Here is a 17,033-nt window from a genome sequence, read left to right as displayed (position 1 = left end):
TGGGCAGTCCGGTCAAGACGAGGTCAGCGTAGAGGAGGGCTTGGGCGAAACCAGCGGGCCGGCAGGCGCCTCCAGGTCGATGACATGGATGTTGAACGCGCCGCGCTTACGGTCTGCAAAATAACGCTCCAGCGTGACTTTGACGGTACGGAAAGCGATCTCATCCCAGGGGATGTCCGCCTCGCTGAACAGCTGGGCTTCGATGGTCTCCCAGCCGGGGTTGAAGGTGGTGCTTTGCAGCTGCGCCAGGTAGAACAAATGCACCTGGCCAACATGCGGCACATTGACCAGAGAGAACAGCGGGCCCATCGTGATATCGGCGCCGGCCTCCTCATCGGTCTCGCGCTCGGCGCCCTGGCCGGTGGTTTCGTTCAGCTCCATAAAGCCGGCGGGCAAGGTCCAGTAGCCTTTGCGCGGCTCGATATTGCGCCGGCACAGCAGTACCTTGTCATCCATATAGGGGACGGTGCCCACGACGTTCAGCGGGTTCTCGTAATGGACCGTATGGCAAGCAGGGCAGATGGCGCGGATCTTGGTGTCGCCGTCATCGGGCAGGCGGTGCTCAACCTGGGTGCCGCAGCGGCGGCAAAAATCAACGGGGGCGCGTGAAGTCATGCGTTCTATTGTGCGTCAAGCTCGCGCTGCTTGCGGCCATGGTCAAAAAAAAGCGCCACCGCAGCGGGTGGCGCGTTGTCCTGGCCTTACACCAGTTGGATTTTCAACGGGGGCAGGCCGGTCACGCCGCCTTCCAGCACATCGCCCTTGACGACGGCGCCCACACCTTCGGGCGTGCCGGTAAAGATCAGGTCGCCGGCTTGCAGCTCCCAGGCTTGCGAGATCACTTCAATCGTCTCGGCAATGTTCCAGATCAGCTTTTGCACATTGCTGTGCTGGCGTTCGGCGCCGTTGACCTGCAGCCAGATCTCGGCGTTGTGGATATCACCGGCCTGGGCGGCGGGCACCAGGGGGGCGATGGGCGCGCTGCCTTCAAAGGCCTTGCCGATTTCCCAGGGACGGCCTTGCTTTTTCATCTCGTTTTGCAGGTCGCGGCGGGTCATGTCCAGACCCACGCCATAGCCCCAGATATGCGCAGCAGCATCGGCTGCAGCAATGTTCTTGCCGCCCTTGCCGATGGCCACGACCAGCTCAATCTCATGGTGCAGGTTGTTGGTCAGCGTCGGGTAGGGGATCTGGCCGGTGCTGCCTGCTGCGACGGGCACCACCGCATCGGCGGGCTTCATGAAGAAGAAGGGCGCCTCGCGGCCGCTAAAGCCCATTTCCTTGGCATGATCTTCGTAGTTACGGCCCACGCAGTAGACGCGGCGCACGGGGAACAGCTGGTCGCTGCCTTGGACGGGCACGCCGGTTGGCGAGGCCGGGGGAATGACATATTGGCTCATGCTGGACTTTGGTTGAAGGCAGTTAAAACCCGCCCGATTGAAGCGGTGTCAAAAATTATGCGGCAAAACAAACCCCTCTGCTGGCTTGCCGGCCGGGGCCATGGTGCGCATGCCTGTTTTGGGCTGGCCCGGCTGTCATGCGGGCGACTGGCTGCCTCACGGCTCTAGTCGTCTGCGTTATGCTCAGGCGCCATGAAGCTGCACAACTATTTCCGCTCCTCGGCCTCGTACCGGGTGCGCATTGCCATGCAGGCCAAGGGCCTGGCCTACGACTACCTGCCGGTGCATCTGGTCAAAGCTGAGCACCGTGCTCCGGCCTTTGCCAGCCATGTCGGCGATGCGCTGGTGCCGGCGCTGGAGACGGATGATGGCCAGTGGCTGAACCAGTCGCTGGCGGTGATCGAGTGGCTGGACGAGGCCTATCCTGATACGGTTTCGATGCTGCCCGGCAATGCGCTGGCACGGGCCCGCATCCGCGCGCTGGCGCTGCAGGTGGCCTGCGAGATCCATCCCATTAACAACTTGCGGGTATTGGGCTACCTCAGCAAGGAGCTGGGCCACAGCGATGCCGAAAAAACCCAGTGGTACCAGCACTGGTGTCGCACCGGGCTGGAGGCCTTTGAGCGCCAACTGGTGCTTCTGGCGGCTGAGCGCAAGGCGCAGGGCCTGGCAGCATCGCGCTTTTGCTGGGGCGATAGCCTGACCCTGGCCGACTGCGCGCTGGTGCCGCAGATCTTCAATGCCCAGCGTTTTCAGGTGAACCTGGACTGCCTGCCGCTGACCATGGCCGCCTATGACACAGCCTTTGCGACTGAGGCGGTGCAAAAGGCCCAGCCCGCCGCATGCCCGGATGCCCAGCCATGAGTGCCGCTGATCCAACCTGCTTCCCCGCTGATTGGCTGCTGCCCCAGTGGCCCACGCCGCCGGGCGTGTTTGCGCTGTGTACCACCCGTGCTGGCGGTGCCAGCGAGGGCCTGTTTGGCACCACCAACCTGAGCTTTAACGTGGGCGATGTGCCTGCCCACGTGGAGCGCAACCGGCAGTTGCTGGCCCAGGCCATGCAGGCGCTGGAGCTTAAAGCCGGGCGCCGTGCGGATGCCGCCCGCCCGCGCCAGCCGGTGTTTGTGCGCCAGGTGCATGGCAGCCATGTGCAGGTGCTGGGCGAGGGCTATAGCGGCGGCGATGCGCAGCCTGCCGACGCCAGTGTCAGCGATGTGCCCGGCCTTGGTTGCACGGTGATGGCCGCCGATTGCCTGCCCGTCTTGTTCTGCCACCAGCAGTTGCCGGTGGTGGGCGCGGCCCACGCCGGTTGGCGGGGCTTGTTGGGTCAGGATGGCTTTGGAGTGCTGGAGGGCTGCTTTGCGGCCTATGCGCAAAAGGTGCGACAGCAGCCGGGGCAAGAAGCGATGAGCGATGCCCAGATTGCCGCGCAAACCATGGCCTGGCTGGGCCCATGCATCAGCCAGCCCGCGTTTGAGGTGGGCGCCGAAGTGCAAGCCGCCTTTGTGGGACCGGACCCGCATTGCGCACCACTGTTTGAACCCGGCAAATCGGGCAAGTTTTTTGCTAACCTGAGCGGCTTGGCCCGCCACCGGCTGCTGCGCCTGGGTATTGCGCAGCAGTTTGGCAATGATGGCAGCCAAGAATGGTGCACGGTAGCCAATCCCTCACAGTTTTTCTCGCACCGACGCGATGGCTCGCCCACAGGCGGCACCGGGCGCTTTGCAGCCTGTATTTGGGTGGCATAAGTCGGCACTCTCGGAACGCAATCAACTTAAAGTACTCATTTTTATAAAAATGAGTACTTTTTGCATCTTTCTTGCGAACAATAATGCTCGTTAGCCTACTCATTTTTTTAGTAAAGAGTAGAATATGCAGCATGACTACCCCTCTGATGGCCACTTTGGTGGCAGCACGCAAAGCCCAGCAACTGACCCAGGCCCAATTGGCTGAGCAGGCAGGCCTGTCGCGCATGGCAGTGCAGCGCACCGAAACGGGCGATGTGGACCCACGCTACTCCACCGTGGCCGAAATGGCCCGTGTACTGGGCATGCAGCTGGTGGCAGTGCCGGCAGATTTGCTGCCCGCGCTGCAGGCATTTATCCAGTCCGGCGGCAAGTTTTTAGGCCAACCGACGGGTGCCGAGGCACCACCTTCGGTGGTGGACAGCCTGGCAAGCCGTAAAGCCTAAAGCGATACCACCTTTGGAGCGTCCACCATGAGCACCTCCATCCGCTATCTGCGTTTGTACATGCACCAGCCCGCCAGCCTGGGGGGCGGGCGGCGGGCCATCGGCTACCTGTCGCAGTACGGCGATATCTTGCGTGTGTCGTTCGAAGACAGCTATATCGCCGATCCGCAGCGGCCCTTGTTGTCGCTGAGCTACCAGGGCTCTACCGAGGCCGACACCCAGCGCATCTTGCATGCTGCGCGCGACGCCCGCTTGGTGCGCACCGATGGGCGCTGGCCCGTGTATTTTCAGAACCTGCTGCCCGAAGGCCATAACCGCCAGCGCCTGGCTGCGGAGCGCGGCTGCTCGCCCGATGACGAATTTGAGCTTTTGGCCGCTGCCGGCCATGACCTGATGGGCGCGCTGGAGGTGGAGCCCGTGCCGCGCGATGAAACCATTCCGGACGTGGTGCGCCACTGGCACACCTCGCAAGGCCTGGATGTGCTCGAGCCCGGATTTGTCGAGTTTCCGGTGGCCGATGCTGCATCGCTGCCAGGCATCGTCACCAAGTTCAGCGCCGTGCAGGATGGCCGGCGCTACACGGTCCGCCGCCGGGGTGCAGCGGGCAGCGTGATCCTGAAGCTGCCCAGCACCCAACACCCCGACCTGGTGGCCAATGAGTACAGCTGCTACCGGCTGTGCCAGGCTTTGGGGTTGACGACGGCGGATGCGCAGATCATCAGCCGCGCGCAGGCTGATCTGCCCGAGCACCTGCCGTTTGACGAGATCTTGGCCGTGCAGCGCTTTGACCACCTGCCCGACGGCACCCGCGTGCACATGGAGGAGTTCAACCAGGCCCTGGGCTATGCGCCACGCCACAAATATGGCAAGGGCCTGCAGCAGGACTGGCCGACCATGCTGCGCGTGCTTGATCGCCTGAGCCCCCAGCCGGTGGCCGATACCCGCGAGTTCTTGGCCCGCACGGTAGCGGCCATCCTGATGGGCAATACCGATGCCCATCTGAAAAACTGGGCTCTCGTCTACCCCGATGGGCGACAACCCCGCTTGGCGCCGGTGTACGACTGCGTCTGTGTCGCTGCCTTTTTTGAGGGTTCGGCCGCGCAGCAGTATGCCGTCAACAAGGCCATTGACACTACCATGCGGGCGCTGAGCTGGGATGATGTGGCGGCACTGCTGAAGAGCGCCGGCTTGCTGCGCGTGCCGCGCCATATCAGCCTGCTCAAGGAGGTGGTGCGGCAGGCGCAGAACAGCTGGCCCGGCCTGCTGGCCCAGGCCCCTGCTGGCATGGCCGCGGTGATAAACGAGCGCCTGCGCGGCGGCGTGGCAATTGCTGCCTGATTCCCCCACTGTCTGTCGCTTGTATGTCAGGGTTTGCCCCAGGAAAGCAGCCAAAAGCGGTATGCTCCACGCTTGCCTGTTGCTGGAGCCTGTGCTGTGCTGCCCTTTGAAGTTGAAATCCCTTTTGTCAGCCACCTGGGCTTTAGCTTGCACCGCTGGGAAAACGGCGAGGCGGAACTGCATTACCGCGCGCGGCCTGAGCACCTCAACAGCTATGAGGTGACGCATGGCGGGGCGTCGATGACCTTGCTGGATGTGACCATGGCTCATGCGGCCCGCAGTGCCATCCCTGGCAGCGGTGCGGTGACGATTGAGATGAAGACCAGCTTTATGGCGCCTGCCAAAGGCGCCTTGGTGGCCAAAGCCAAGCTGCTCTCGCGCAGCAGCCGCATGGCCTTTTGTGAGGCCTGGCTGTATGACGAGCAAGGCGCCTTGTGCAGCCATGCGACGGGCACCTTCAAGTATGTGATGCCCGAAGTCGTGCAATCGCTGCAGGCCGCCAAAAAACAGACCAAGACCGATTGATTCTCACACTGGCGTGAGATGGTGCGCGATGTTGCGCAACAACGCGCAGTTGGGCCTGTGGCCGCTGTCCCCAGGCTCTCGATACATGGACAGAACATGCCAAAGCCTTCTCTAACGGTGGACCAGCTCATCTGGTCCTTCCAGACTTTTTCCGAACTCGATGTACCGCAGCTCTACGACCTGCTGCATGTGCGCTGCCAAGTCTTCATTGCTGAGCAGGTCGCCTTCCAGGACCTAGACTACAAGGACCAAAGCGCTTGGCACCTGCTGGGGCGTGACCCGCAAGGCGTGCTGCAGGCCTATGTGCGCGTGCTGCCACCCGGCCTGCCCTATGCCGAGCCCTCCATTGGGCGTGTGGCCGTCATGCAAGCCATGCGTGGCACGGGCGCTGGCTGGGAATTGATGCGCCACGCGATGGCAGAGACCGACCGCCTGTGGCCGGGCACAGCGATCCGCATTGGCGCCCAAGCCTATTTGCAGAAGTTCTACGAAGGCTGCGGATTCGAAGTCGTCTCGGAGCCCTATATGGAAGATGGCATTCCCCACCTAACCATGCTCTACCCGGGCGAGACGCAGATCTTGGAAAGTGTCCCGCGATGAAGAACGCCGCTTCAACCATATCGGTGATTCGCCATGGCTGAGATCGGCATTCGCCCGGCCTCGCTGAACGAGGGCCTGCCTATGCCGGAGCGGCGTTGGGCCATGCTGGTCATCGTGCTGGGCCTGATTGTGGCGGTGCTGGACGGCAGCATCATGAACCTGGCACTGCCCACGGTGGCCAAAGAACTGCAGGCATCGCCTGCCGAAGCGATCTGGATCATCAACGCCTACCAGCTCGGCACCCTGGGTCTGCTGCTGCCCTTGGCCGCGCTGGGCGAGCGCATTGGCTACCGCAAGGTCTACCTGGTGGGCCTGGTCTGCTTTACCCTGGCCTCTGCCGTGGCCATGTTCGCCCAATCGCTGTGGCTGCTGATTGCAGCGCGTGGCCTGCAGGGCATGGGCGCGGCAGGGGTGATGGCTGTCAATGCCGCCTTGGTGCGGCTGACCTACCCGGCGGCCAAGCTGGGCAAGGGCATGGCGCTCAACTCGCTGGTGGTGGCCATCTCGTCAGTAGCTGGGCCGGGTGTGGCGGCGCTGATTTTGTCGGTCGCCAGCTGGCCCTGGTTGTTTGCGATCAATGTGCCGCTAGGCATTCTGACCTTGTGGCTGGGCCGCAAGGCCTTGCCGCGCAATCCGCAGCAGCTGCTGGATGCACCGCATGCCAAGTTGACGCCGATTGATGTGGTGCTGAACTTTGCGATGTTCTCGCTGGTGTTTTTGGGCGCGGAGCGCATCGGCGCACGCCATGGCATGGAGTCGGGCGGCTCCGCCGCATCGGGCTGGCTGATGCTGGGTCTGGGCCTGCTCTTGGGCGCCTGGTACGTGCTGCGCCAGCGCAAGCTGAGCCTGCCCTTGTTGCCGCTCGATCTGTTGCGCATTCCGATTTTTGCGCTGTCCATGGGCGCGTCCATTGGTGCCTTTGCGGCGCAGATGCTGTCCTTCATCGCGCTGCCATTTTTGCTGCTTGATGCGCTGCAGCGCAGCCATTTTGCCGCTGGCATGCTGATGACGGCCTGGTCGGTGGCGATTGTGATGGTGGCCCCGATGGCGGGCCGCTTGATCGGCCGGGTGGAAGACGGTTTGCTGGGCGGTATCGGCATGGCGATTTTGGCGCTGGGCCTGCTGAGCCTGGCGTTGCTGCCGGTGGACCCGAGCGATCTCAATATCGGTTGGCGCATGGCTTTGTGTGGCCTGGGCTTTGGGCTGTTCCAATCGCCTAACAATCACACCATCGTCACCTCTGCACCGCTGGCCCGCGCGGGTGCCGCGAGCGGCATGCTGGGCACTGCACGGCTCACCGGGCAGTCGCTGGGTGCCGTGCTGGTCGCCATCATCTTCACCATTTGGCCAGTGGCCAGCGGCCATGGCACGACGGTAGCGCTGTACCTGGCGGCAGGCTTTGCCGCGATGTCCGGTGTATTCAGCAGCCTGCGCCTGCGGCACTCAGCGCATTAACGCGTCCTAAGATGGATCGGAAGGTGGCAGGGGAGAAGCCTTTTGGGCCTCTGCCTCAGCCTGGTGGCGCTTGCGGCGCCGCGCTGGCGTACCGGCAATAAACAGCAAGAGGCCCAGCGGCAACGCGCCGTACAGCAGCAGGGTAAAAAAGGCGCCCAGCACGCTGCCCTGGGGGCTGACAGCTTCCACCACCGCCATCAGCACCACCACATAAAGCCAGGCTATCGCTATCAGATACATGCCCTGGAATTTACCCGAAGTTGTTCGCCACTGGCATGTGGCTGCCATTTTTTGCGCCTAAGATGCACAGACGCCCATGCCCTGCATGGCGCCTGTTTTGGGAGACAACGATGACGCAGCAACCGTATTGGGGACTGGGCAGCGACCAGATCCAGCAACTCAGCCAGATGACGCAGCAATGGATGGAGCGCATGCAGTCCTTGCAGACGATGGCAGCACCGTTCAACGCCATGGGCGCGCCCACCAGCTTGATGGCGGGGGTCGGGCAGGCCCCTGCGGCCACGCCACCCGTCAGCTTTGACATGGACAAGCTGCAGGCCGTGCAGGCCCAGTATGCGCAGGCGGCGCTGGCCTTGTGGACGGAAGGCGCCAAAGGTGAGGTGGCCCTGCCCAAGGACCGCCGCTTCGCTGGCGAGGCCTGGCAGCAAAACCCGGTCTCTTCGTTCACCGCAGCCAGCTATGCGCTGCATGCCAAGACGATGATGGCCATGGTGGATGCTGTGCAGGGCGATGAAAAAACCCGTGCCCGTGTCCGGTTTGGGGTGGAGCAATGGCTTGCGGCAACCGCACCGAGCAATTTCCTGGCCTTCAATGCCGAGGCGCAGAAGAAGGCCATCGATACCCAGGGCCAAAGCATTGCCCAGGGCCTGCAGAACATGCTCGCCGACATGCGCCAGGGCCATGTCTCAATGACGGACGAGTCGTTGTTCGAAGTCGGCAAGAATGTGGCGACCAGCGAAGGGGCGGTGGTTTTCCAGAATGAACTGTTCCAGCTCATCGAATACAAACCGCTGACCACCCAGGTGTACGAGCGGCCCATGCTGTTTGTGCCGCCCTGCATCAACAAGTACTACATCCTCGATCTGCAGCCGGACAACTCGTTGATCCGCCACAGCGTGGCCCAGGGCCACCGCACCTTTGTGGTCAGTTGGCGCAACCCTGATGCCAGCCTGGGCAACAAGGGTTGGGACGACTACATTGGCGGCGCGGTGCTGGAAGCCATCGAGGTGGTCAAGGCCATCTCCGGCAAACCCCAGATCAATGCGCTGGGCTTTTGTGTGGGCGGCACCATGCTGGTCAATGCGCTGGCGGTGCTGGCTGCGCGGGGCGACGAGTCTGTCGCCAGCGCCACCTTGCTGACCACCTTGGTGGACTTTGCAGACACCGGCATTCTTGACGTGTTCATTGACGAGAACTTCGTCAAGTTCCGCGAGATGACCATGGGCCAGAACGGCCTGATGCCGGGGCCGGAGCTGGCCTCCACCTTCAGCTTTTTGCGCCCCGTCGACCTGGTGTGGAACTATGTGGTGGGCAACTACCTCAAGGGCGAGACGCCGCCGCCCTTCGATCTGCTGTACTGGAACAGCGACAGTACCAACCTGCCCGGGCCTTATTACGCCTGGTACCTGCGCAATTTCTACCTGGAAAACAAGCTGGTGCAGCCCAGTGCGCTAACGGTGTGCGGCGAGAAGATCGATGTAGGCCAGATCGACATGCCCATCTATATCTACGGCTCGCGCGAAGACCATATTGTGCCGATTGGTGCAGCCTACGCATCCACCCAGGTGCTGGGAGGCGACAAGCGCTTTGTCATGGGCGCTTCAGGCCATATTGCAGGCGTTATCAACCCGCCTGCCAAGAACAAGCGCAGCCATTGGTTGCGTGAGGACGGCGATCTGCCCGCGGATATCGATGCCTGGATCGCCGGTGCCGATGAATTGCCCGGCAGTTGGTGGACGGACTGGAGCCAGTGGCTGACCCAGCATGCCGGTAAAAAGGTGGCAGCGCCCAAGAGCTATGGGCGCGCGCGCACCGAGTACCAGGCGCTGGAGCCTGCGCCGGGCAGCTATGTGCAGGCCAAAGCCTGAGCCTTCTACCCAGGCCTTTCTTAAACATTTAGTTGCTTGCAATGCGCGTCGAACGGCCTCGCCGGTTCAATGCTGCGGTGCAATAATCTAGCCTGCATTGCAGCCTGACAAGACGGCCTCAGTGCCTATTTTGAAAAGGAAAACATCATGGAAGACATCGTCATCATCTCCGCCGTGCGTACGGCTGTTGGCAAATTTGGCGGCTCGCTGGCCAAGGTGCCCGCCACCGATTTGGGTGCCACCGTCATCCAGGAGGCGCTGAGCCGCGCCAAGGTCGCGCCAGACCAGGTCGATGAAGTCATCATGGGCCAGGTGCTGGCGGCAGGGGTGGGCCAAAACCCCGCTCGCCAGGCGATGATCAAGGCTGGTGTGGACAAGAAGACGCCAGCGCTGACCATCAACGCCGTGTGCGGCTCTGGCCTCAAGGCGGTGATGCTGGCAGCGCAGGCCGTAGGGCAGGGCGATGCAGAGATCGTCGTGGCCGGTGGCCAGGAAAACATGAGCCTCTCGCCCCACGTGCTCAATGGCTCGCGTGACGGCCAGCGCATGGGCGACTGGAAGATGACCGACACGATGATCGTCGATGGCCTCTGGGATGTGTACAACCAGTACCACATGGGTATCACCGCCGAGAACGTGGCCAAAGAGTTCCATATCGACCGCGACAAGCAAGATGCCTTTGCGCTGGCCAGCCAGCAAAAGGCCGCCGCCGCGCAAGACGCCGGCAAGTTCGACGAAGAAGTCGTCACCGTGCAAATCCCGCAGCGCAAGGGTGATCCGGTCGCTTTCAAGACCGATGAATACATCAACCGCAAGACCAATGGCGAAGCGCTGGCCAGCCTCAAGCCCGCCTTTGACAAGGCCGGTTCCGTTACCGCTGGCAATGCATCCGGTCTGAACGACGGCGCTGCCGCCCTGGTGATTGCCAGCGCCAAAAAAGCCAAGGAACTGGGCGCTGAGCCATTGGCACGCATTGCCGGCTTTGCCACCGTGGGCCTGGACCCCAAGATCATGGGCATGGGCCCCATGCATGCCGTGCGCAAGGTGCTGGCCAAGACCGGCTGGAAGGCGGAAGAGGTGGATCTGTTCGAGCTGAATGAAGCCTTTGCGGCCCAAGCCTGTGCCGTGAACCAGGAGCTGGATCTGGACACCAGCAAGGTGAACGTGAATGGCGGCGCCATTGCCATCGGCCACCCGATTGGCGCATCTGGTGCGCGTATTCTGGTGACCTTGCTGCACGAGATGAAGCGCCGTGGCTCCAAGCGCGGTATTGCCGGCCTGTGCATTGGCGGCGGTATGGGTGTGGCCCTTGCGGTAGAGCGTCTGTGATGCGCTGATCACCTGCCATTTTCAGCTGCTGACCGCCCTGAGGGGCGGTTTTTTCATGGCTATTGATCGGATCTTCATGCGCTGAATCGGGCTTGGAACCGGCACGCCACGGCCCCTCGCCTTCAGGGTGCCATAACCGGTTTCATTGGTCTCAGTAAAAATGTGACTGCAACTAAAAAAATACCTGACTATGACCTGGTGTTGCCTGATAGGGTTTTCTATAGGGGGCGCGAAAACGATCAGAAGCGCGCCGCAATCAAGCGCGTTTTTGATGGAAAAACAGCTAGAAATCACCGAAATAACGGGCGACTGCAAGAAATTGTTCGCATGGCGTAAACGAGAATTTTTAGCACAAGTTTCTTGGTTACAGTGGTAGTGCACAAGCATCTCAAGCAAAACCAAGGAGACGTGAATGAGTCAAAAAGTGGCCTATGTAACGGGCGGTATGGGAGGCATTGGGACGGCCATTTGCCAACGTTTGCACAAAGACGGATTCAAGGTGATTGCGGGTTGCGGCCCCACCCGTGACTTCGACAAATGGTTGGGCGAACAAAAAGCGCTAGGCTATGAATTCCATGCATCGGTCGGCAATGTCGGCAACTGGGAGTCGACGGTAGAGGCTTTCGCCAAGACCAAGGCGGAGCATGGCAGCATTGATGTGCTGGTGAACAACGCCGGCATCACCCGTGACCGCATGTTCATGAAGATGACGCCCGATGACTGGCAAGCGGTCATCGAAACCAACCTGAACTCCATGTTCAACGTGACCAAGCAGGTCGTTGCTGACATGGTGGAAAAAGGTTGGGGCCGTATCGTTAATATCAGCTCGGTGAACGGCGCCAAGGGCCAAGCGGGCCAGACCAATTACTCAGCGGCTAAAGCCGGCATGCATGGCTTCTCCATGGCTCTGGCCCAGGAGATGGCTGGCAAGGGCGTCACCGTCAATACCGTCAGTCCCGGCTACATCGGCACCGACATGGTCAAGGCCATTCGCCCCGATGTGCTGGAGAAGATCGTCGGCACCATTCCGATGAAGCGCCTGGGCGAGCCCACCGAGATTGCGGCCATCATTGCCTGGCTGGCATCGGAAGATGGCGGCTATGCGACCGGCGCTGAGTTCTCGGTCAATGGTGGTTTGCACACGCACTGACCGCACAGCCGCCGACCATGAAAAACGCGCCTAATAAGGCGCGTTTTGTTTTAGCTGGAGCGGGTGATGGGAATCGAACCCACATTATTTGCTTGGGAAGCAAGAGTCCTACCACTGAACGACACCCGCGAATCCTTATTGTAGTCACAGTAAGCGTGAGGCTCACTGCGGCCTCGATCTGACTAAGCTACAGCAGGCTCTGCGTCTCAATTCCCTTGTTTGCCCGGAAACTGCCAAGTCTGCTTTTTGTCATCCAAGGGCTGCAGCTTCCATTTCTCCAACTCGGCATCGCGTTCTGCATCGCGCCGCACATCGATGCGTTTGGCGGTGTGCTTGGCCACCACGGCAAGCTTTTGCAGGTCGGTATCGCGCAGGCTCGGGTCCGGCTCGGTGCTGAAGCAGCACAAGGTGCCATAGACTTGGCCATCGGCGAGGATGATGGGGGTGCTCAGGTGTGCGCCCACGCGGAAGGGCGTCGCAGGTAGCTTGGCTGATTCGATGTGTTCGGCGGCATCGTGCACCAGCGGCGGCAGGCGGCCATCCAGCACGCATTGGCAAAAGGATTGTTCCAGCGACGAGCCACCACCGGTGGCGATCAAGGCCTTGTCGGCTTCGTGATCGACATGTTTGAACATGCGCTGGCCATTGTAGATCTCGGAGACAAAGATCACGTCCATCTTGAGGTGCTGGCGCAGGCCATGCAGCACATCCTTGACGTTCTGGTCAATCAATGCATCGGAGGAATCGGCTGTGGCGACCAGCAGTTCGCTCATCGATACTTCAAGCGCGTCAGGTGCGTAATCCCATAAATGAATAGCCATAGATGCTCTCACTATTTCCATGCGCTACCCGCTAGCGCATATCGGTCGCGTTTGATGATAACGGCACCGAAAAGGGGCTGCATGCGCGCAGGCATGAATGAATTACTCTTTTACATGAACGTCCTGTACCGACTGCGCCGTGCGCACTGCATCATTCGGCGTTGTCGATCCAGCTGAGGCGGCCCTGGCCCAACTCGTTCATGCGGGTTACAAATTCGGGCAGCTGAGATGCCACCAGTTCGATTTCGGCCAGCACATCATCGCCATGGCTCACATGGAGCAGTTGGGCGTTTGCCGCAGCAACTTCACGCCGCATGCCGCCCTCCAGCGCATAGGGCAGGCGGCACTGAAGGCGTGCCATGGCCTGGCGCTCAATCTTCTCTGCCTGCAGCATGGCTTGGGCGATGGCATCGGTGTAGGCACGCACGAGGCCACCGGCGCCCAGTTTGACCCCGCCAAAGTAACGCACCACCGTGGCGAGCGCGCCTTCAATTTGCTGGTGGCGCAGTACATCGAGCATGGGCCGGCCGGCAGTGCCGCTGGGCTCGCCATCATCGACCGCGGCAGACTGGCCGCCTGCCATCAAGGCCCAGCAAACATGGTTGGCGCCTGGGTGCTGGCTGCGCAGACCTTGGACGATGAGCAACGCCTGCGCACGGTCCTGAACCGGTTGGACACATCCGATGAAGCGGCTTTTCTTGATGACCAGTTCACTATGAACGGCTTGGGTCAAGGTATAGGGCATGCGTGGCGAGAAGAAGACGTTTGCTTACAGTGTTATGGGTCAACGTCACCTAGATGTCATGCGTTAGACACATATCATTGTTTCAATGGCAGGAGTGCTCCAGCGATGGAGTAGCTACCGAAGCGGAGACCATTGGGCAGCAAAGGCTGCGAGTCTACCCCGATTTTTTAGAACCATTCATACCCACCGACCGACACAACAGCCTGGAGCGATCATGCAACACCAACTGCAAACCAATTTGGATTCCCTGAACAACCATGGGTTCGGACGTGCAGCATTGGAGACGCCCGCATTTGTGACTGAAGTATTGGCCGCCTTGCCCACCAGCCCCAGCGCTAATGATGATGGCGGTTATATCGACCTGGCCCAACGGGTACGCGAAGGCGGTGAGTGGTAATGAGCCACTGTGCGAAGCCGGTTCCAGGCGGCTTGCTTTCGCGATGAGTTGATCCTCAGGGGAGCCAAGGCAGCAGACGCTGCCTTTTTTATTTGCAGTGAACCCCTTGCCATGCGACAATATGCGGCTATTTGATGCAGCGCAATAAAGTTCGGCTTTAAAGCTGGTTTTTGCATGTTGCCATGCGCCAGCCCCGACCTGGGGGCTGTCAAAGACATCGCGGTCTGTTTGCAATCGCCCGGCTAGGGAGTTGCCTCCGCTAACGCTTCTAAATTCATAGCATCAATACCCGTACAAATGCGTGCTACGGGCTATTTTTATAGAATATCGGACCCTGCCGTTTCCGGCTCCGAGCCCGCGCGCACCACTCCACGACTGTTGTTGCCCATGTCTGCCCCGATTGATGTCTCTTTCTTTGAACGCGCTGCCAAACCGCTGACCAGCTACAAGCCGTACTGGGCCAAGCGCTTTGGCCCGGCGCCTTTCCTGCCGATGAGCCGTGCCGAAATGGACCAGCTCGGCTGGGACAGCTGCGACATCATCTTGGTGACCGGTGACGCCTATGTGGACCACCCGAGCTTTGGCATGGCGGTGATTGGCCGTGTGCTTGAAGCGCAGGGCTTTCGCGTCGGCATCATCGCGCAACCTGATTGGCAGAGCGCCGAGGCCTTCAAGGCGCTGGGCAAACCCAATCTGTTCTGGGGCGTGACAGCGGGCAACATGGATTCGATGATCAACCGCTATACGGCTGATCGCAAGATCCGTTCGGACGATGCCTACACCCCCGGTGATGTGGGCGGCAAGCGCCCGGACCGCGCTGCCATCGTCTACAGCCAGCGCTGCCGCGAAGCCTACAAGGATGTGCCCATTGTGCTGGGTGGTATCGAAGGCTCACTGCGCCGTATCGCCCATTACGACTACTGGAGCGACAAGGTGCGCCGCTCGATCGTGGTCGACAGCAAGTGCGATATCTTGCTCTATGGCAATGCCGAGCGTGCGCTGGTCGAAGTCGCCCACCGTATTGCTGCGCGTGAGCCGGTCGAGAACATCACCGATGTGCGCGGCACCTCGTTCTTCCGCCGTGCGTCGGAAGACGGTTGGTTCGAGGTGGATTCGAGCACCGTGGATGAACCCGGTGAGGTCGAGCCCCACATCAACCCCTACATGACGACGAGCGAGCAGGCGGAGGCCCAAGGCCAAAGTTGCGCCAAGGAAGACGCCGAGAAAGAGGGCGCTGCAGCTGCCACCAGCGCTGGGCCTGCCTGCGGCAGCGCCGCTGGTAGCGAAGCTGCTGCGACCTTGTCGAATGTGCAGCCACTGAAGTTTGTGCCCAACCTGTCGTTGCGCCACAAATCCAAGATGCCTGCGCGCGACCGCACCGTGCTGCGCCTGCCCAGCTATGAAGAGGTCAAGAGCGACCCGATTCTCTACGCCCACGCCAACCGTGTGCTGCACCTGGAGACCAACCCCGGCAATGCCCGCGCACTGGTGCAGGCCCATGGTGAAGGCACCACCGCCCGCGATGTGTGGATGAACCCGCCTCCCATTCCGCTCACCACCGCCGAGATGGACTGGGTGTTTGGTTTGACCTATGCCCGCAGCCCGCATCCATCGTATGCCGATGAGAACGGCAGCCACGACGGCGCCACCAAGATCCCTGCCTGGGAGATGATCCGCACTTCGGTCAACATCATGCGCGGCTGCTTTGGCGGCTGCACCTTCTGCTCCATTACTGAGCATGAAGGCCGCATCATCCAAAGCCGCTCGGAAGAGTCCATCATCCAAGAGCTGGAAGACATCCGCGACAAGGTCAAGGGTTTCACCGGCACCATCTCGGACCTGGGTGGCCCCACGGCCAATATGTACCGCCTGGGCTGCAAGAGCCCGCAGATCGAAGCGGCCTGCCGCAAGCCCAGTTGCGTGTTCCCCGGCATCTGCCCGAACCTGCATACCGACCACGGACCGCTGATCAAGATCTACCGCCGTGCGCGCAAGCTGCCCGGTATCAAGAAGATTCTGATCGGTTCGGGCCTGCGCTATGACCTGGCCGTCAAGTCGCCCGAGTACATCAAGGAACTGGTGCAGCACCATGTGGGCGGCTACCTGAAGATCGCCCCCGAGCACACCGAGGCCGGCCCGCTGAATAAGATGATGAAGCCGGGCATTGGCAGCTATGACCGCTTCAAGCAGCTGTTTGAGAAGTTCAGCGAAGAGGCAGGCAAAAAGCAGTTTCTGATTCCTTACTTCATCGCCGCCCATCCGGGTACCAGCGATGAAGACATGATGAACCTGGCGATTTGGCTCAAGAAGAATGGCTTCCGCGCCGACCAGGTGCAGACCTTCTACCCCAGCCCGATGGCCACCGCCACGGCCATGTACCACAGTGGCCGCAACACGCTCACCAAGGTGCGCCGCCAGATGCGCGATGAGGCCGAAGAACGCGTGGACATCGTGCGTGGCGAAAAGCGCCGTCGCCTGCACAAGGCCTTTCTGCGGTACCACGACCCCAACAACTGGCCCGTGCTGCGCGAGGCGCTCAAAACCATGGGCCGTGCGGACTTGATCGGCAATGGCAAGCAGCACCTGATCCCGACCTTCCAGCCGTTGGTGGATGGCAGCTACCAAAGTGCGCGCAAGAAGAACAGCACCACCTCCAAAACCGGCAATGGCCTGGGCTACACCACCAACAAGGATGGCAAGGCGGTGGCCTTGGCACCGCGCCGCCCGCAAGAGCAGCAAGAGCCCAAGGGCGATGTGCGCTTCCGCACTGCGCAGCCCAAGCCTGGCCAGTTGATGACCCAGCACACGGGATTGCCTCCGCGTGCAGGCGTGCGTGCCGCCGCTGGCAAACCTGGCCAAGGTAAGAAGGCCGGCCCGGCGCGCAAGAGCGGTCGCTGAAGCCTTTGCGCTGAGAGCGCTAGAACGCGCCAAAGGCGCCAGGCTCAGGCTCAGGCTTGGCGCCTTTCTTTTTGCT

The 17,033-nt window shown here is 61.3% G+C and carries 17 protein-coding genes and 1 tRNA gene; 12 read left to right on the top strand and 6 right to left on the bottom strand.

Going from position 1 to position 17,033, the window contains the following annotated elements:
• Positions 1–12 precede the first annotated feature (12 nt).
• Both HS961_RS14175 and HS961_RS14170 read right to left on the bottom strand, forming a co-directional pair.
• Positions 13–615: an NUDIX hydrolase gene (locus HS961_RS14175; RefSeq protein ID WP_182323010.1), complete on the bottom strand. Its 603-nt coding sequence runs from the start codon at positions 613–615 to the stop codon at positions 13–15.
• 86 nt (positions 616–701) lie between these two features.
• Positions 702–1,400 carry a fumarylacetoacetate hydrolase family protein gene (locus HS961_RS14170; RefSeq protein WP_182323008.1) on the bottom strand — a complete coding sequence of 233 codons (699 nt, stop codon included), beginning with the start codon at positions 1,398–1,400 and terminating at the stop codon, positions 702–704.
• A 192-nt stretch (positions 1,401–1,592) separates the two neighbouring features.
• On the opposite strand from HS961_RS14170, the gene maiA reads away from it, so the two are divergent.
• The 7 genes from maiA to HS961_RS14135 all read left to right on the top strand — a co-directional run bounded on the left by maiA (position 1,593) and on the right by HS961_RS14135 (position 7,509).
• Complete coding sequence (gene maiA, locus HS961_RS14165) at positions 1,593–2,264, top strand: maleylacetoacetate isomerase (RefSeq protein WP_182323006.1); 672 nt, start codon at positions 1,593–1,595, stop codon at positions 2,262–2,264.
• Complete coding sequence (locus tag HS961_RS14160; protein WP_182323004.1) at positions 2,261–3,148, top strand: polyphenol oxidase family protein; 888 nt, start codon at positions 2,261–2,263, stop codon at positions 3,146–3,148. The genes maiA and HS961_RS14160 overlap by 4 nt, the downstream gene beginning before the upstream one ends.
• 131 nt (positions 3,149–3,279) lie before the next feature.
• Complete coding sequence (locus HS961_RS14155) at positions 3,280–3,591, top strand: helix-turn-helix transcriptional regulator (protein ID WP_182323002.1); 312 nt, start codon at positions 3,280–3,282, stop codon at positions 3,589–3,591.
• Between the two features lie 27 nt (positions 3,592–3,618).
• A complete protein-coding gene (locus HS961_RS14150) occupies positions 3,619–4,929 on the top strand; it encodes a type II toxin-antitoxin system HipA family toxin (RefSeq protein WP_182323000.1) in 1,311 nt (436 codons plus the stop codon).
• 96 nt (positions 4,930–5,025) lie between these two features.
• A complete protein-coding gene (locus tag HS961_RS14145; RefSeq protein WP_182322998.1) occupies positions 5,026–5,454 on the top strand; it encodes a PaaI family thioesterase in 429 nt (142 codons plus the stop codon).
• A gap of 96 nt (positions 5,455–5,550) precedes the next feature.
• The gene (locus HS961_RS14140) at positions 5,551–6,054 is read left to right on the top strand and encodes a GNAT family N-acetyltransferase (RefSeq protein WP_182322996.1); all 504 of its coding nucleotides are present in this window, start codon (positions 5,551–5,553) and stop codon (positions 6,052–6,054) included.
• Between the two features lie 33 nt (positions 6,055–6,087).
• A complete protein-coding gene (locus HS961_RS14135; protein ID WP_182322994.1) occupies positions 6,088–7,509 on the top strand; it encodes an MFS transporter in 1,422 nt (473 codons plus the stop codon).
• Positions 7,510–7,515: 6 nt separating this feature from the next.
• Here HS961_RS14135 and HS961_RS14130 read toward each other — a convergent pair whose 3' ends face one another.
• Positions 7,516–7,797 carry a hypothetical protein gene (locus HS961_RS14130; protein WP_182322992.1) on the bottom strand — a complete coding sequence of 94 codons (282 nt, stop codon included), beginning with the start codon at positions 7,795–7,797 and terminating at the stop codon, positions 7,516–7,518.
• A gap of 62 nt (positions 7,798–7,859) precedes the next feature.
• On the opposite strand from HS961_RS14130, the gene HS961_RS14125 reads away from it, so the two are divergent.
• The 3 genes from HS961_RS14125 to phbB all read left to right on the top strand — a co-directional run bounded on the left by HS961_RS14125 (position 7,860) and on the right by phbB (position 12,096).
• Entirely contained in the window at positions 7,860–9,617 is a 1,758-nt protein-coding gene (locus HS961_RS14125) for a PHA/PHB synthase family protein (RefSeq protein ID WP_182322990.1), read from the top strand.
• A 147-nt stretch (positions 9,618–9,764) separates the two neighbouring features.
• Positions 9,765–10,946: an acetyl-CoA C-acetyltransferase gene (locus tag HS961_RS14120; protein ID WP_182322988.1), complete on the top strand. Its 1,182-nt coding sequence runs from the start codon at positions 9,765–9,767 to the stop codon at positions 10,944–10,946.
• Positions 10,947–11,358: 412 nt separating this feature from the next.
• Positions 11,359–12,096: an acetoacetyl-CoA reductase gene (gene phbB, locus HS961_RS14115; protein WP_182322986.1), complete on the top strand. Its 738-nt coding sequence runs from the start codon at positions 11,359–11,361 to the stop codon at positions 12,094–12,096.
• Positions 12,097–12,151: 55 nt separating this feature from the next.
• Here the strand turns inward: phbB and HS961_RS14110 are convergent.
• From HS961_RS14110 to HS961_RS14100, 3 genes are all read right to left on the bottom strand, one after another.
• Positions 12,152–12,225 (bottom strand) — tRNA-Gly (locus tag HS961_RS14110).
• A gap of 77 nt (positions 12,226–12,302) precedes the next feature.
• Complete coding sequence (locus tag HS961_RS14105) at positions 12,303–12,917, bottom strand: GAF domain-containing protein (protein WP_182322984.1); 615 nt, start codon at positions 12,915–12,917, stop codon at positions 12,303–12,305.
• 151 nt (positions 12,918–13,068) lie between these two features.
• The gene (locus tag HS961_RS14100; protein WP_182322982.1) at positions 13,069–13,662 is read right to left on the bottom strand and encodes an IMPACT family protein; all 594 of its coding nucleotides are present in this window, start codon (positions 13,660–13,662) and stop codon (positions 13,069–13,071) included.
• A gap of 214 nt (positions 13,663–13,876) precedes the next feature.
• On the opposite strand from HS961_RS14100, the gene HS961_RS14095 reads away from it, so the two are divergent.
• Positions 13,877–14,059 carry a hypothetical protein gene (locus HS961_RS14095; RefSeq protein WP_182322980.1) on the top strand — a complete coding sequence of 61 codons (183 nt, stop codon included), beginning with the start codon at positions 13,877–13,879 and terminating at the stop codon, positions 14,057–14,059.
• A gap of 387 nt (positions 14,060–14,446) precedes the next feature.
• The gene (locus HS961_RS14090; protein WP_182322978.1) at positions 14,447–16,957 is read left to right on the top strand and encodes a YgiQ family radical SAM protein; all 2,511 of its coding nucleotides are present in this window, start codon (positions 14,447–14,449) and stop codon (positions 16,955–16,957) included.
• Positions 16,958–17,033: the final 76 nt, after the last annotated feature.

This window comes from Comamonas piscis (genome assembly GCF_014109725.1).
Classification (GTDB): Bacteria; Pseudomonadota; Gammaproteobacteria; order Burkholderiales; family Burkholderiaceae_C; genus Comamonas; species Comamonas piscis.
The sequence above is the reverse complement of the archived record's forward strand: the minus strand, read 5'-3'. Positions and strand labels throughout refer to the sequence as shown.